At 66.0% G+C, this 14,703-nt stretch carries 11 protein-coding genes; 7 read left to right on the top strand and 4 right to left on the bottom strand.

The features are described from left to right. The 6 genes from ABEL04_RS06250 to ABEL04_RS06225 form a co-directional block, all read left to right on the top strand. Positions 1-971 (top strand): efflux RND transporter permease subunit (locus ABEL04_RS06250; protein ID WP_375801528.1); only part of this gene is annotated, 971 nt, incomplete at its 5' end. Between the two features lie 44 nt (positions 972-1,015). After that, positions 1,016-2,137 (top strand): 6-bladed beta-propeller, encoded by a 1,122-nt coding sequence (locus ABEL04_RS06245; protein ID WP_375801527.1) that lies wholly within the window; start codon positions 1,016-1,018, stop codon positions 2,135-2,137. Positions 2,138-2,149: 12 nt separating this feature from the next. Continuing rightward, complete coding sequence (locus ABEL04_RS06240; RefSeq protein ID WP_375801526.1) at positions 2,150-3,304, top strand: hypothetical protein; 1,155 nt, start codon at positions 2,150-2,152, stop codon at positions 3,302-3,304. 14 nt (positions 3,305-3,318) lie between these two features. After that, positions 3,319-4,461, top strand: a complete 1,143-nt coding sequence (locus ABEL04_RS06235) for a hypothetical protein (RefSeq protein WP_375801525.1) — start codon at positions 3,319-3,321, stop codon at positions 4,459-4,461. A gap of 47 nt (positions 4,462-4,508) precedes the next feature. Continuing rightward, the gene (locus tag ABEL04_RS06230; protein ID WP_375801524.1) at positions 4,509-5,648 is read left to right on the top strand and encodes a hypothetical protein; all 1,140 of its coding nucleotides are present in this window, start codon (positions 4,509-4,511) and stop codon (positions 5,646-5,648) included. 68 nt (positions 5,649-5,716) lie between these two features. Beyond that, entirely contained in the window at positions 5,717-8,932 is a 3,216-nt protein-coding gene (locus ABEL04_RS06225) for an efflux RND transporter permease subunit (protein ID WP_375801523.1), read from the top strand. 795 nt (positions 8,933-9,727) lie between these two features. Here ABEL04_RS06225 and ABEL04_RS06220 read toward each other — a convergent pair. The 4 genes from ABEL04_RS06220 to ABEL04_RS06205 form a co-directional block, all read right to left on the bottom strand. Next, the gene (locus tag ABEL04_RS06220; RefSeq protein ID WP_375801522.1) at positions 9,728-9,925 is read right to left on the bottom strand and encodes a hypothetical protein; all 198 of its coding nucleotides are present in this window, start codon (positions 9,923-9,925) and stop codon (positions 9,728-9,730) included. Beyond that, positions 9,918-10,343, bottom strand: a complete 426-nt coding sequence (locus tag ABEL04_RS06215) for an OsmC family protein (RefSeq protein WP_375801521.1) — start codon at positions 10,341-10,343, stop codon at positions 9,918-9,920. Before ABEL04_RS06215 ends, ABEL04_RS06220 begins: the two co-directional genes overlap by 8 nt. Positions 10,344-10,487: 144 nt before the next feature. Further along, positions 10,488-11,339, bottom strand: coding sequence for a mechanosensitive ion channel family protein (locus ABEL04_RS06210; RefSeq protein WP_375801520.1), 852 nt, complete (start codon positions 11,337-11,339; stop codon positions 10,488-10,490). Between the two features lie 108 nt (positions 11,340-11,447). Beyond that, on the bottom strand, positions 11,448-12,521 hold the full coding sequence (locus tag ABEL04_RS06205) for a metal-dependent hydrolase (protein WP_375801519.1): 1,074 nt from the start codon (positions 12,519-12,521) through the stop codon (positions 11,448-11,450). Positions 12,522-13,083: 562 nt separating this feature from the next. Between ABEL04_RS06205 and ABEL04_RS06200 the strand changes: the two genes are divergently transcribed. After that, positions 13,084-13,500, top strand: coding sequence for a hypothetical protein (locus ABEL04_RS06200; RefSeq protein WP_375801518.1), 417 nt, complete (start codon positions 13,084-13,086; stop codon positions 13,498-13,500). Positions 13,501-14,703: the final 1,203 nt, after the last annotated feature.

The raw sequence follows: 14,703 nt of genomic DNA, 5'->3' as shown, positions 1-14,703 counted from the left end.
GCGCCCATCCCGAGCTGGCGGGCGTCCGGCGGGCCGAGGCGGCGGAGGTGCCCGCGTACCGCCTGCGTCTGAAGCGCGAGGTCATGGCCCGATACGGCGTGCGGCCCGAGGCCGTGGGGCGCGCCCTAGAGGCGGCGGCCCGCGGGGTCGAGGCCACCGCCCTCCGACAGGTGGGACGCGAGATCCCCATCGTGGTGCACAGCCGCGACGTGGCCTCGATCGAGGCGCTGCTGCAACGCACCATCGAGACGCCCAACGGCCGCCTGCCGCTGCGACGCTTCGTGCGGGCCGAGACGACGGCCCTCCCCGCCGCGCTGCTGCGAAGCGGGCAGGCCCCCATCGTGCGCCTCGTGGCCGACGTGGCGGAGGATCGCGGCCTGTCGGAAGCGGTCGACGCCGTGCAGTCGACCCTGGCACGCACCCTCCCGCCCGGCGTGCGCGGGCAGGTGGGCGGCGCGAACCGGGCCTTCCGTGAGAGCCTGCGCGCGGTGGGGTGGAGCCTGCTGCTGAGTCTGCTCCTCGTCTACCTCATTCTCACGGCCCAGTTTGAGCGCCTGCGGCAGCCCTTCGTGATCCTCGCGGCGGTGCCCCTCGCCGCCGCGGGCGTCGCCGCGGTGCTGTGGGTCACCGGCCAGACGATCAACCTGATGAGCCTGACCGGCTGTGTGGTCCTGGTCGGCATCGTGGTCAACGACGCGATCATCAAGGTCGACTTTATCAACCAGCGGCGGGAGCGGGGCATGTCCCTGCGCACGGCCATCGAGGCGGCGGGGCGCGCCCGCTTCCGGCCCATCCTCATGACGACGATTACGACGGTGCTGGGCCTGCTGCCGCTCGCCCTGGGATTGGGCGCCGGAGCCGAGATCCGCGCGCCCCTGGCGATTGCCATCGTGGGCGGCCTGCTGAGCGCCACGGTGCTCACGCTGCTGGTGGTGCCGGTGCTGTATCAGCTTGTGGCCCGCACCACGTAATCGTTGCCTCGATCATGATCTGTCGACACGTTCTCCCTTCCGCCATGCCCGCACGTGCCTCCCCCTGCATCGCGTTCTCGATCGTGAGTCTTGTCCTCCTCCTGATCGTGGGGTGCGGCGGGGAGGGGACGAAGGAGGCCGCCGAGTGGACCGTCGAGGAGGGCGCGCTGACGCTTGAGCGGAACCTTCTCGCTGGCGACGACGAGGAATACTACTTCGGCCAAGTTGGCGACGTCGCCGTTGGGGCCGATGGGCAAATGTATGTCGTAGACGGGGAGGCCGTGCACGTGAAGGTCCTTGCGCCGGACGGCACCCTTCGCGACTCGGTCGGGCGAGAGGGGGAAGGGCCCGGGGAGTTTCGACGGATCTCGGCGGTTGCGGTTGCTCGCTCCGACTCGCTGTACGTTCTGGATGCCTTTCGCAGGCGGGTCTCGGTGTTCGGGCCCGGTGGGGCGTTTGCGTACTCCCTCGCGCGCAGTAAGACGCAAGGCCCTAGCGACGTGATAGTGTCCGCGGAGGCCCCGGGCTTTATCTTTGTCTATGCCCCGGCGGCCCGTCGGGTCGTGCAGAACAACGCCCCGTACGTCGTACGGTCCGCTGGGGCGGACGGCGCGGCCGACGATACGCTCTTCACTGCTCGCCCCTACCAGATGGCGATGAGGAAAGTGGACGGGGGCATGCTATTCGCCCGTATCCCCTTTGCTCGGGAGCCCCACTTTGCCGCTGGAGCGGACGGGCGCATCTACCATGCGTGGAGTGGCGGCCTGAGCGTGAGGACCTACGACCGGACGGGTCGGGCAGTGGACACGGTCGAGGTGCCGTTCGACCCCGTCCCCGTCACCGACGCCGACATCGAGCGCGCGCTCGAGGATCGGGATCGGACGCGGGACCTCGTCCGCAACCGCATTCCGTCCACCAAGCCCGCCTTCGAGGAGTTCCTGGTGGACGACCAGGGCCGCTACTGGTTTGGACGCCCTACGGCGAATCCGGACAGTACGGCGTGGTGGGTGGCGTGGCCCGACGAGAAACGCGTGGCCACGACCCGGCTCTCGGATGAGGTCGATATTGAGGCGGTGCGGGGCGGCTACGCCTACGGAGAAACGAGCACGGAGAAGGGCGCGCCCGCGCTGGTACGGTACCGCATTCGCGTCAATTCTGAACAGTAGTCTTCTTCTCCCATGTTGCGCTTCTCAGCGCGCCTGCTAGTCTGTCTTTGCGGCGCTGCCCTTTCCACGCTGGTCCTCGTCGGGTGTGGAGGAGACACAGCTGACTCCTCCCCTGAGTGGACCGTCGAGGAGGGCGCACTGACCCTCGAGCGGGACCTCCTCGTGGGCGACGACGAGGCATATTTCTTTAGCGAAATTGCCGACGTGGTCGTCGCGGACGAGGGACGGATCTATGTCGCCGACAATCAGGCCTATCACGTGAAGGTGCTCTCGCCCGATGGTGCACTGGAGGACACTGTGGGCATGCGAGGGGAGGGCCCGGGGGGGTTTCGGCACCCACTCGAACTGGCACTGGCTCGCGGCGACTCGCTCTACGTACTGGACGGCTCCGACGGCCGCGTGCACGTCTTTGCGCCTGGACTCGCATTCGAGCGGGTGTTCCTGGCCCGCACCGACCGGGGCACCCCCATCAACATGATGATTCCCGGCAGGGCGGGGTCGAGCACCGACCGAGCGTTTCTCTTCGTGTATTCGCCGGGGGCTCGGGCCGTGGTTCAAGAAGACGCCCAAATGGTCGTGCGGTCCGTCAGCCCGGGCGGAACGGTCGGCGACATACTCTTCACCACACCGCCCTATCGCGTGACCTCGAAGGACCTCGGGGACGGCAGAAAGTTATTCCTGTACGTCCCCTTCACGCCCTACCCACACTTTGCACTTGGACCGAAGGGACGCGTGCACTACGCCTGGAGCGACAGCCTGACGGCCCTAGCCTACGGCCCGACCGGTCAGCCCGAGCGTACGGTCCGCGTTCCCTTCGAGTCAGTGCCCCCCGTCACCGACGACGAGATTGCCGAAGCGCTCGATGGCCGTACCCGCGGCCGAGAACAGGTGCGAAAAAAGATCCCCGACTCGAAGCCGGCGTTCACCCAATTCTTGGTCGATGACGAAGGCCGGTACTGGTTCGGGCGGCCGACGGCGACTCCCGACAGCACGGCGTGGTGGGTGGCGTGGCCCGAGGAGCAGCGCGTGGCCACGACGACGCTGCCCAGCGAGGTGCAGCTCACGGTCGTGAAAAACGGACAGGCCTACGGCCAGATGACCACCGAGAACGGCGCCCCCGCCGTGGTGCGCTATCGCGTTCGCACGGACGGAGCAGCAACCGAATAACTCCCAATCACACCATGAGCAATCGCACATCGAGTGCCCTTCTCCTCGCTTCGGTCCTCATGGTGGCCACGGTGGTGGCCGGCTGTGGCGGATCTGGCTCCGGCGGGACCTCCGACCTCGGCGACTGGACCCTGAGGACCGATGGATTGACGCTCGCCAAGGAGCTTCAGGTGAGCGAGACGGAGCGCTACTTCATCGGCTCGATCCAGGACCTTGCCGTGACAAGCGGGGGCCGCATGGTCGTCCTCGACGGGGAGGCCACTCATCTCAAGATTCTCCGCCCCGACGGGACGCTCCTCGATACGCTCGGGCGGCAGGGACAGGGGCCCGGGGAATTCCAGCGTCCCCGCCAAGTCCACACCGCTCGGGGCGACTCGGTGCACGTGTTCGACGTCGTGGGCGATCGACTCACGGTGTTCACCCCACCCCCCTCGCCCACGTTTGCCCGGTCGGTGCTCGTCACTAGTGACGTGGGAAACCTCACGCAGGTCTACGTCCTGGAAGACCGTCTCGCGGGCCGGTTTACGCCGGGATACACCCGAAAGGAGGGACTCCGGCGCCCGTCGCCCGCGTTCTGGCGCGCGATCCACGAGACGGGCGTCGCGGGCGATACGCTTCTGACGGCGCACCGGCGAAAGGTCGCCACCTTTTTCGGGGGGCCCGGGGCCGCCATTGCATACCTTCCGTTCGGGCGAGAGACGCGCGTGGCACCGGGGCCCGACGCCCGACTCTATCATGGCTCGACCGACAGCCTTCACATAAAGGCGACGTCGCTCGACGGAACCACGGAGGGTATCGCGAGCGTTCCGGCGGAGCCGGTCCCGGTGACGGAGGCCGCGCGCGACTCCGCGCTGCAGGACTACCCCGAGAAACTCCGATCGACGCTCCGGTCCGCCCTGCCCGAAATGAAGCCGGCGTTTACCGACCTAGTGGTCGCCGACGACGGGCGGCTTTGGGTAGAGCGTCCCGCCAAGACGGCCGAGCCAGACACGACGACCTGGTGGGTCCTCGACCCCGCGCCGAAGGCCATTCAGGAGGTCCAGCTGCCATCCGAGGTCGCCATTGAGGTTGTGCAAGACGGCACGGTCTACGGCACGACCACGACGGAAAATGGGGCCCCTGCCGTGGTGCGGTACCGCGTCCGCGCCGGGAACTGACGATTGATGCCCGTACCATTGACCCCGAAACCAGGTTCGGCAATCCTATGACTCGTCCTCTTCGCTCTATCGCTCCCCTCACGTGGATTTGTCTGCTCAGCGTTGTACTTGGGGGCTGCGGCGAATCCGATGACACACGGACCCTCGGCGACTGGACCCTGAAGAAAAACGGTCTCACTCTCACCGAGGACCTCCGCGTGGCCGAGACCAAGGAGTTCTACTTCGGGTCCATTCGGGACCTGGACGTGACCTCTGGGGGCCACATCGTGGTGGCCGATCCCCAGGCTCACGACATCAAGGTCCTGCGCCCAAACGGCACGCTCCTCGACACGCTCGGCGGGCCGGGAGAAGGTCCGGGAGAGTTTCAGCGGCTTCGCAGCGTGCAGGTGGCTCGGGGCGACTCGATCTATGCGTTCGACTTGCAGAAACGACGGCTCACGGTCTTTGCCCCACCCCCGACATACGACCTCGCGCGTACAGTGACGATCTCAGCAGAGAAGGGATACTTCGTAGAAGTACGTGTTCTGGGGAAGCACCTCGTCGGAAGCTTTACCTCCGGCTCCGTTCCTGAAGAGGGCGTGACCAACCCCGACCCTCATCCCTGGCGACTCATTGAGGAGACGGGCACGCCCAGCGACACGCTCATGCTCGTCCCCCGGCCCCGGGTCGCGCTGAAATCGCTGGATGGAGGCGGGTTTCGCGTCGCAGGGGTGCCCTTCGACCGATCCGTCGCCACGGCTGTCGGTCCCGATGCGCGTCTCTACCATGGATGGACGGACAGCCTCCACGTCGTGGCTCACGCCCCGAACGGGACCTCGGAGGTTGCGGCCGCTCTGCCCACCGAGCCCGTGCCCGTCACGGAGGCCGCCCGCGATTCGGCGCTGGAGGAGGTCAACTCTAAGCTCCGGTCAATCGTCGCGTCGGCTGTGCCGGACACGAAGCCCGCCTTCACCGACCTCGTGGTGGCCGACGACGGACGGCTGTGGGTCCGCCGTCCGCCGGAGGGGCCGAGTGCCGATGCGACACGGTGGTGGGTCCTCGACCCCGAGACGAAGACCATCCATCCGATACAGCTTCCGCGAGAGGTCCGAATCGAGGCCGTGCAGAACGAAAAGGCCTACGGATCGACCACCACGGAGGCCGGAGCCCCAGCACTGGTCCGGTACCAAATCCAGACCGGGTCTTGATTCGACATCTTCCCTCGAATGCATGACGCCGCTCACGTCCACACTGTCCCTGCAGCCGACGCGTTTCCGTGACTGATCGCCCCGAAGATTCCTCCTGGTTCCAGCGCTGGGTGGCGCGCCCGACGCCCGTCTTGGCGTGGGCGGTGGCCCTCCTGCTGGGCGGGGGCTGGATGGCCACGCAGGTGCCGCTCGAATGGGTGCCCACCACGAACCTGCCGGAGGTGCGCGTGACGGCCACCTGGCCCGGCAGTTCGCCGCGGGCCGTGGAGCGCTACATTACCGCCCCCATCGAACGGACGGTGCAGGACGTGGAGGGCATCGCAGGGATTGAGAGTATTTCGCAGGAAGGACGGTCCACCGTGACGCTCAAGGTGGCGGAAGGCACCGATCTCGGTCCCTTCACCGCCCGCGTGAGCGAGCGGCTGCGCCTCCTAGAAGAAAGCCTGCCGGACCGCGTCTCGCCGCAGCTCACCAAGCGGGTACCCGAGGAACTGCGCGAGCAGCAGGGCTTCATGACGCTGCAGCTCGTGGGGCCTCAAGAGCCCTCCGCGCTCCGCCGCCTCGCCGAGGATCAGGTCTCGCCGCGCCTCAGCAGCCTCTCGGGCGTGGCCGACGTGCGGGTGCGGGGCGGCACCACGCGCGAGCTGCTCGTCACGCTCGACCCCGACCGCCTCGCGGCGCAGAATATCGAGGCGGACGCCGCCCGCCGCGCCCTCCGCGACGCCACCACGAACGCCGTCTACGGCCGCCTGCGAGCGAAGGGCCGGGCCCCCCTCCTCCTCACGCCCGCTGTGGACCGGGTGGAGCGGCTGCGGGACGTGGTCGTGAGCCGCCCCGGACGCACGGGGCCGCCGGTCAAGTTGCGCGACGTGGCGACCGTGGAGCTCAAGGCCGCCCCCCGCCGCTCCATCACGCGCATCGACGGGGACCCGGTCGTCACCCTTACGCTCGACCGCGCGCCGGGGAGCCACATGGTCGAGACGGCCAATCGGGTTCGGGCCCGCATCGAGGAACTGGGCCCCACACTGCCCGCGGAGACGCGCCTGGAGGTGGCCACCGACAAGAGCAAGGACGTGCGCCAGCGTCTCCGGGCGCTTCAGTGGCGGGGCGGCATCGGGCTGCTGCTGGTCGTGTTGGTCCTGCTCCTCATGCTTCGCAGCCTGCGGGCCGCCGGGGTGGTGCTCTTCACCGTGGCGGTGGCCCTGGCCGTCGCCCTCGCCCTGCTCCAGCCGCTCGGCCTCACGCTCAACCTCATCACGCTCGGCGGCCTAGTGCTCGTGTTCGGCCTGCTGGTGGACAACAGCGTGATCGTGACCGAGCAGCTGATCCTCCAGCGGGAACGGCGGCCGCCGGGCGCGCCCCTCGGCGATGCCGCAACGCGGAGCGTGCGGGCGGTGGCGCTGCCGCTGGTGGGCGGCACGCTCACGACGATCGCGGTGATGCTGCCGCTGGTGTACCTGAGCGGCAACCTGCGGGATCTCTTCCTCCCCTTCGGCGTGCTCACGGCCCTCACGCTGGCGGCTTCATTGGCGAGTGCCGTCCTGCTGGTGCCGGTCCTCGGGCGGTGGCTGCCCCGGCCCACGTGGACCCGCCGCCGGCCCCGCTGGTTGCGCCGCCTCGTGGAGGGGCCGTACGGGGTGGGCGCCTGGGCCCCGAAGTCGACGCTCGCGGGGCTCCTCCTGCTCGTGGGCGTGCCCCTGTGGGCGCTGCCCGCTACCATCAGCACTCCGGACGAGGGCACGCGGCCGGTGCCAATCCAGCGGCTCGTCGGCGTCTACAACGCGGCGATGGGAAGCGACGTCGTGGAGGAGTCTCGTGAATGGCTCGATCCGGCGCTGGGCGGCGTGGTGCGGCCCTTCGTGCAGCAGACGACCTTTGGGGAGCAGTGGGGCTACGAGACGGAGCCGGAGGTGAGTGTGCGCCTCGGCTTTCCGCCCGGCAATCCCATCCAGCGGGCCGACTCGCTGCTCCGCCGGTTTGAGCAGACCGCCCTGGCCTCGGGCGTGGTGCGCCGCACGGTGGCCCGCGTCTCGGAGCGGAATGCGTCCCTGCGCGTCCTCTTCACCGAGGGGTCGCTGGAGACGATCGAGCCGTACGTCTTGCGGGAGCGCCTCATCCAGGAGGCGGTCCTGCTGGCGGGGATCGACGTGAGCGTGAGCGGCCTCCTGCCGCAGGGCTACTACAGCCGGAGCGGCACCAACATCTCCGGCTTCACCGTCGTCGCCTACGGCCCGAACTACGGCGACCTGGAGGCCCTCACCGAGCGGTTCGCCCGGCGGCTGAAGCGGTCCAGCCGGCGGGTCGCCACCGTCAACACCGACGCCGGGCAGTACGGCTTCCGGCGCTCGCGGGAGGTGCTGCGCTTTCGGCTCGGCCCCGACGCGCAGGCCCGCACCGGCGTGACGCCCCAGCGTCTCGCCGCCCGACTCCGCCCGGTGCTCACCTCGCGCCGCCGCGCCTTCCGGGTCGACCTGCAGGGCGCTCCACAGCTCAACGTGCGGCTGAAGGTCGAAGGCGCCGACGAGACGGACGTGCAGACGCTCATCGACCGGCCCCTTGTGCTGGCGGGCAGCACGCAGGTGAAGCTCAAGAGCAGCGCCGACTACGCGGTGAAGACCGTGCCCAGCCGCATCGTGCGCGAGAACCAGCAGTACAAGCGCTACATCCAGGTCGACTACCGCGGGCCGCACCGCATGGGCGAGGAGTTCCTCCAGGAGGCGCTGGAGGGCTTCTCGACGCCCCCGGGCTACCGCCTGGAGCGGGAGCAGGGCGGCTTTTTCTCGGAGCAAACCGAGCGCACCTATGGGTGGGTGGTGCTCGGCACCATCGTGCTCGTCTTCCTCGCCACGGCGGCGGTGTTCGAGTCGTGGCGCCTGCCGTGCGTGGTGCTGCTGAGCGTGCCGACGGCGCTGGTGGGCGTGGCCGCGGCGTTTTTGCTCGCGGGCGACCTGGCCTTTGCGGAGGGCGCGTTCATCGGGTCGGTGCTGCTGGTGGGGCTCGCGGCCAACGACTCGATTTTGCTGGTGGACCGCTACCAGCGGCTGCGGGAGGCCCGTCCCCACGGCGCGGTGGGGCCGCTCGTGCGCCTCGCCCTCCGGGAGCGCCTGCGGCCCATGTGGACGACGACCCTCTCGACGTGTGTGGCGATGCTGCCGATGCTGGTGTTTCCGCAGGAGGGGACGTTCTGGACCGGGATGGCCGTGACGGTGACCGGCGGCCTGCTGGCGGCGACCTTGATCGCCCCGCTGGCGACCGTGGCGCTGGTCCGGGTTCTCGATGGGTAGCGAGCCTCTGGACAGCCTGTCTATCCGACCTTCGACACCCCCTCCCCCAGGGTAGCTGATTTTGAAGAATTACCTGCGAATACTAACATTACCATTAGTTGTAGTCTTTGAGACCTCTGCGCGTCTCTCTGCCAACCGGGTTGCTCGCACGGAACACGACCGGTAGCTTCAGTCGATCTCGACCCAGGTCGGATTTGGAGAGCAGGACGAGTGCGGCCCGAATGTGCGTTTATTCCTACAATGATCGTACAACGTTAACGTCAAATCTCTGAGTCCTGCAGGGCCGCCAGCGGGGGGGCGAAGATGGGGTATACAACTCCGTCCTTCACGATCATCTACACGTTGAGGAGGTCCGGCGCCTCGAGCGCGAACGCCAGGTCACGTGTGCACCGCCGGATCATCTCCTGCGCCTGGTCCGACAGGCTGAACCGCGGGAGGACGGCGGTCTAGCGGGATCTCGTCGTCGGGGTAGATCGAGAGGTCTCGACGTGCGTGGCCCCCTCGTCGCAGTCAGTGGCGAGGCGCATCCTCTCGCCGCCAACACGCAGTTGGGTCGGATGAGGGGGGAACCGAGGTCGTCAGCCGTTGCGACCGCCTCGTCCCCCGAGTGGGCTCCACCGTAGGGCGGGATCGGGATCTCCAGCTGCTTCTGGATCTCGGTGAGCTTGCCGCGGTCCTCACCTCTGCCCCTCGGGATCGAAGTCTCGCTTGCAAGGTCCAGCGCACCCAGGACCTCGTCCCCGACGCACTGCCGGAGGTCGTCGACGAACGGCTTGAACCCGTCACCAGCTCAATCTACGACTGGAGCGAGTGGCCGAGGCCCACCGGTGCATGGAGAACGACACGAATGTGGGCAAGATTGTGCTCCGGGTCCGCTCGTAGCGTGACGAGAAGCCTGCACGCGAGCAACAGGGACGAAAGATGCCCCAGGCCGTCGGGAACGCCCGGGGCGAAGTCCTCGACCTCCCAGCGGACAATGACACAATTAGGCAAGGGTGGCGTCGAGGGTAATTTCGGCCCCTGCGAGCACCTTCGACACGGGACAGTCTGACTTGGCGGCCTCGGCGTACTCCTGAAAGGCGTCGTCGTCGAGGTCCGGAACGGAGGCTTCCGTCGTCAGGTGAATTTTCGTGATCGCGGGGCCGTCCTCCTGGACTTGGAGCGTGACGTCCGCGTTCGTGTGTACCGACTCGGGATCGTATCCCTCCTCGGCAATCACGTTGGAAAGGGCCATGGAAAAGCAGCCGGCGTGGGCGGCGGCGATCAGTTCCTCGGGGTTCGAGCCGGCGCCGTCTTCAAAGCGAGAACGAAAAGAGAAGGCGCCCTCGTAGGCACCGCTCTCTACCGCCATGGTACCGTTGCCGTCGGAAAGATCGCCTTCCCACGTTGCTTCGGCAGAACGTTGGGGCATAAGTGTGGAGAGCTGACTGTTGATTAATGATTAAAGGGTGACGGACGTAACCATCCCTTCCTAGCAGACCGGCTGCGGCGCGTTCCGGTCGGACAGGCGTTTTGTGGAAAGGACACACGTCGATCCGGCCGGATCGGCCCCGGTTCATTCGGTGTCGGCCTCCCCGTTCAGCTCATCCAGGTGGATGTCCATCTGCGGGTACGGAATGCCGATCTCGGCCTCGTCCAGCTTGTACTTCACCTGGCGGGCCAACTCCTGTCGGAGACGGAAGTAATCGTCCGGCTCCGCCCAGACGCGCACTTGCCAGTCGATGGCCGAGTCGCCCAGCCCCTTGAGGGCGGCCTGCACGCCCTTGTCCTCGACGCGGCCGTCCACGTTGCGGGCCGCTTCCAGGAGCACCTCGCGGGTGGCGTCAATGTCGGCGGGGTAGTCGGTGCCCACGTCGCAGTCCACCCGGACAGTGTCGTTCGCAAAAATGTTGCGGATGGTAGACCCAAAGATGTCGCCGTTCGGAATGATCACGAGGCGATTGTCCCGCGTGGTGATGCGCGTGAAGAAGAGGGACAGGTCCTTCACGAAGCCCGTCTCGCCCGCAATCTCGACGTAGTCGTCCACTTTGAACGGACGGAAGATGAGCAGCATGATGCCGGCCGCGAAGTTGGCGAGGGTCCCCTGCAGGGCGAGCCCCACCGCGAACCCCGCGGCGGCGAGCACCGCGACGAAGCTGGCGGTTTCGACGCCGACCGTGTTCAGGCCGGCCAAGATGGCGAGCAGAAAGATGGCGTAGTACGCAAAGTTGCCCGCAAACTTCGTGAGCGTGGTGTCGACCTTCGGTCGATCGAGCCCCCCACGGATGAGGTTGCGGACCCAGGTGGCCACGTACCGTCCCACGACGAGGATAAGGATGAACGCAACGATGCTCAGCAGATAGGAGCCGAGCACCTGGATGGTCTCGGCGTTTACATAATTCTGGGACTGGGAGAGGAAATCACTCATGAGGACGAAAAAAGTGCGTCGGCTTTTAAATTCGAGACTGCCCTGAAGGTACTGAGGCAGAAGGGGAAGTACCAATTTTCGCCCCCCTGGCGAGAGGAAATCCTCCAGTTACTCGGGTTTTGCATTCAGGGTGGGCGGCACCACCGCCGTCTGGCCCCGAATCCGGGCCCAGAATTTGCGAAGAAGCGGGCGCGTGAGTCGAATGGGGGGCTCCTCTTGGCGCATGCCCGTGATGCGACCGCCCGGTCCCTCCTGCAGGTGATACGTAAACAGGTACTGGCCCTCCGACGTCAGCCCTAAATCGTTGCGCCCGAAGCGGAGATCGTGGATCCGAAGGTCCCCGCCGGGGGCGCGGCGGACGATGTAGTAGCCCCGCGAGAAGCGACGCAGCCGCCGAGGGACTGTGTTCTCCCGGGTGTCGCCCAGCAGGTCGTGTCGGTGCGGCACGTATCGGAAATGGATCGATCGATCGTCGTCCAGCAGGGAATAGAAGCCGATGTAGTAGCCGTCGTCGGCCTCGGCGACCCCCCGCCACAGGAGATTGTTGAAGGGCGTGGGGGTCGTGAGGAAGCGCTCGGCGGAAGGGACCTGCCGGGCCAATGCGCCTCCGAACACTCGATTTACGTGCCATTTGTTGACGAGAGTGACGAGGAGGTACGCGGAACTCAGCCCGAGGCCGGCGTAGTTTAACCACCGTCGCGGCATCCCGAAGAAAATGCGGTCGCTTCGCGTTCCGCGCAGGGATGCCAAAAGACCCGCCGCCAGTGGGACTGTATACAGCGGATCGATCACGAACACCGTCCCAAGGATCACCGGGTACTGGCTGAATGGCCAGAAGATCTGGGTGCCGTACGTCGTCAGGCAGTCGAGGCCAATGTGTGTAAAGAGCGCCGCGGCGGCCAGGCCCGCCCATCGTCTCAGCGACACTGGCGTGTCGGAATGGAGACGCCGAAGGCCAACCGCCACACAGGCCGTGGCAACGATCGCAAAGACCAGCGAGTGCGTAACGCTTCGATGAAAGGTCAGGGACTGGGCTTCCGTCAGGAACGGGTTCGCGAGTACGTCAAGGTCGGGAAGCAGGCCCAGGAGGCCTCCCCATACCGGGGCCTTCCCCCCAGCCTCTCGGCCCGCGACGGCTTCTCCCACCGCGGCGCCGAGCGTAACTTGCGTGACAGAATCCATCGTTGAGCTCTTCAGGCCGATAGTGGAGAACGGTCGGGAGCGCGACTGAGCCGCTGATGCACGGTGCGGCGAGTCCGTCGGGCCAGGCACTGCGTGTATGGCGGAAATCTGCCGGCCGTGACACGTGGTGGAACGGGCCTCTTCTCCTATCCGGTATCCCCCCAAACCGTTCGGGCACCGCCGAGGGAGAATGTGAGCGGGGACGCCAAGGCCTTCGGGAGGCCGGCTGAAGGCGGTCCGGGTGCGCACCATTCTGTTGAGCAGTGGGGATCCTTCGGCGAGCCCGTCGCCCGCAGTCGTCTTCCCCGGACGGGCCGCCTAGTGCAGTGGGGCCTCGCTCTCTCCGTCGCTCCCGGTCCGTGTTCTTCTGCGCCCGACCACCGATGATTCGGGGCAGCGCAGGGAGGAGGGGGAACGCAACGGAGCAGGAAAGTCCCCGGCCTGGGAGGGGGGCCGAACGCGAAGTGGGAACTCACAGCCGCCCGCAATATAGAGTACCTCGTATCGAATTCGAGCTACGAGTTCCTGTAGTGGCTCAAAACCAACAGCCCGTAGATTGAACGTGCAGACATACATTCGACGGTATTCCGGCTCGGTGTTCGGGGCAGGAGCAGCCATTGGGATGATGAAGGTGGGAGCAATCCTGTGGCAGACGATGCTCAGCGGATGGCCGCTGCTGCACGTGCTCGCTCTTCCTGCTGCCCTTGCGGGGTTGTCGGTCGGAATTGGGGCCGGGCACGACCGAGTTATATCCGCCTCCGTCGCCAAGCGACTCGTTCCGCTCGGTGGCCTTTTTCTGCTCTCGGTCCCCGCCGCCGGACTTTTCCTAGGAGCGGGTGCCGTCGCGCCCACCTGGATGGCAACCGTTCCCCCCGGGTTCGCCCTCATGGGACTTCCCATTGGCCACCCAGAGACCTCCCCCTACGTCGTTCCCTCTAGTGAGCAGGACTCCGTCGGGGAGCACGTCGAGACGGGTTGAGCGCGGATGGGCCGTTTTGGCCTCCCCGTCGGAAGGGGAAGGAACAGAGAACGGTCCCCGATTGCGACCCTGCGACACCCTTGCAGGTATTACCGGCGCGTCATATCGTCCATCGTTGCGGACACACTCCAGGGGGCAGGACATACTCACATCACGGATAGGTGAGCCAGAAAAGGACAGGCTTGGATGCTTTCACTAGCTGGATTCAGCAAGATGGATCTACGCCCTGAGCCACGAAGCACTTATGGAATAGGCCATAGGTGTGAGAAATCTGTGGCAGGAATGGGGAGATGGGGACAGTGGCAGTTCCTAGAGTGCTCCTCTTGGCGTAATGTCCAACAAGGTGAGTGCAAACGAACCCCCTTAGTGCCATTGGGAAACGATGACCCCTTCCCGAAGCCACTGCATGAGGAGAAAAAGAAGCGTTGCGAGAAGATGGATCCCTTCACTAAGCGAACCGGAACTGATACCAGACAGAGTCGGGGTACGCTCTTGGCAGGGACTCGCAACGAAGGGAAGTCCGGTTACATGGGATCTGTCTATCCGATTCCATGCAACGGCCGTGGGTCGTTCCGTAGAACCCTGTATCTTGATCGAAAGGGTTCAACCGGAGTAACCTCGAAGAGGGGTACAAGGCACATGTGCGAGGGAGCACCTACGTTGGACGAACGGGACGAGCCTGTAAATCTGGGAAGTTCTGCCTACAATGACAAGGCCCCTAGATTGGCCAACGGGCAGGTAGAACGGCGGAGCAACCGTAGTAGTTTGAGCCGGTTAATTAGCGGACCTTACACGAAGGGTTGCAGCAAAGACCGAACACCAAGTACTAAACACTGCCGAAAACCGGAAACCGCGAGTGGTTTGAAGCCACGACGGGAGGTAGGGATTTCATCACCCCGAAGATAGAAACCCGTCCTTGAGGAAGGTGAAAGGGAAGCCAAGCCAATGAACATTGGCGTTGTAGGCAGACACGGAACGGAGGGAGAGATCCCCGGAGGTCCTTGTGGAGAGCCGAGGTACTGGCAAACCAGTACGCCCGGTTCGGGAAGAGGGCTGGAAGAAACGGCCTGGAGGATAAACAGGAAATCCAGTGTTGAGACTTCACAACCTCAGTATTTGGACGATACGCGCTCCCACCCTACTTTCACAACACAACCGTCCGTCGGTCTCCGTGACGTTGCTTTTCGTTCTTTCTCCCAAACG

Origin of the sequence: Salinibacter sp., assembly GCF_042218895.1 — a bacterium.
Taxonomy (GTDB): domain Bacteria; phylum Bacteroidota; class Rhodothermia; order Rhodothermales; family Salinibacteraceae; genus Salinibacter.
Note: the sequence above shows the minus strand (reverse complement) of the source record. Positions and strands in the feature narration are given on the sequence as shown.

Excerpts from the sequence above, each read along its gene's own strand:
- ABEL04_RS06245 (WP_375801527.1), top strand. The coding sequence starts at position 1,016 with ATGCCCGCACGTGCCTCCCCCTGCATCGCGTTCTCGATCGTGAGTCTT.
- ABEL04_RS06240 (WP_375801526.1), top strand. The coding sequence starts at position 2,150 with ATGTTGCGCTTCTCAGCGCGCCTGCTAGTCTGTCTTTGCGGCGCTGCC.
- ABEL04_RS06235 (WP_375801525.1), top strand. The coding sequence starts at position 3,319 with ATGAGCAATCGCACATCGAGTGCCCTTCTCCTCGCTTCGGTCCTCATG.
- ABEL04_RS06230 (WP_375801524.1), top strand. The coding sequence starts at position 4,509 with ATGACTCGTCCTCTTCGCTCTATCGCTCCCCTCACGTGGATTTGTCTG.
- ABEL04_RS06215 (WP_375801521.1), bottom strand. The coding sequence starts at position 10,343 with ATGCCCCAACGTTCTGCCGAAGCAACGTGGGAAGGCGATCTTTCCGAC.
- ABEL04_RS06210 (WP_375801520.1), bottom strand. The coding sequence starts at position 11,339 with ATGAGTGATTTCCTCTCCCAGTCCCAGAATTATGTAAACGCCGAGACC.
- ABEL04_RS06205 (WP_375801519.1), bottom strand. The coding sequence starts at position 12,521 with ATGGATTCTGTCACGCAAGTTACGCTCGGCGCCGCGGTGGGAGAAGCC.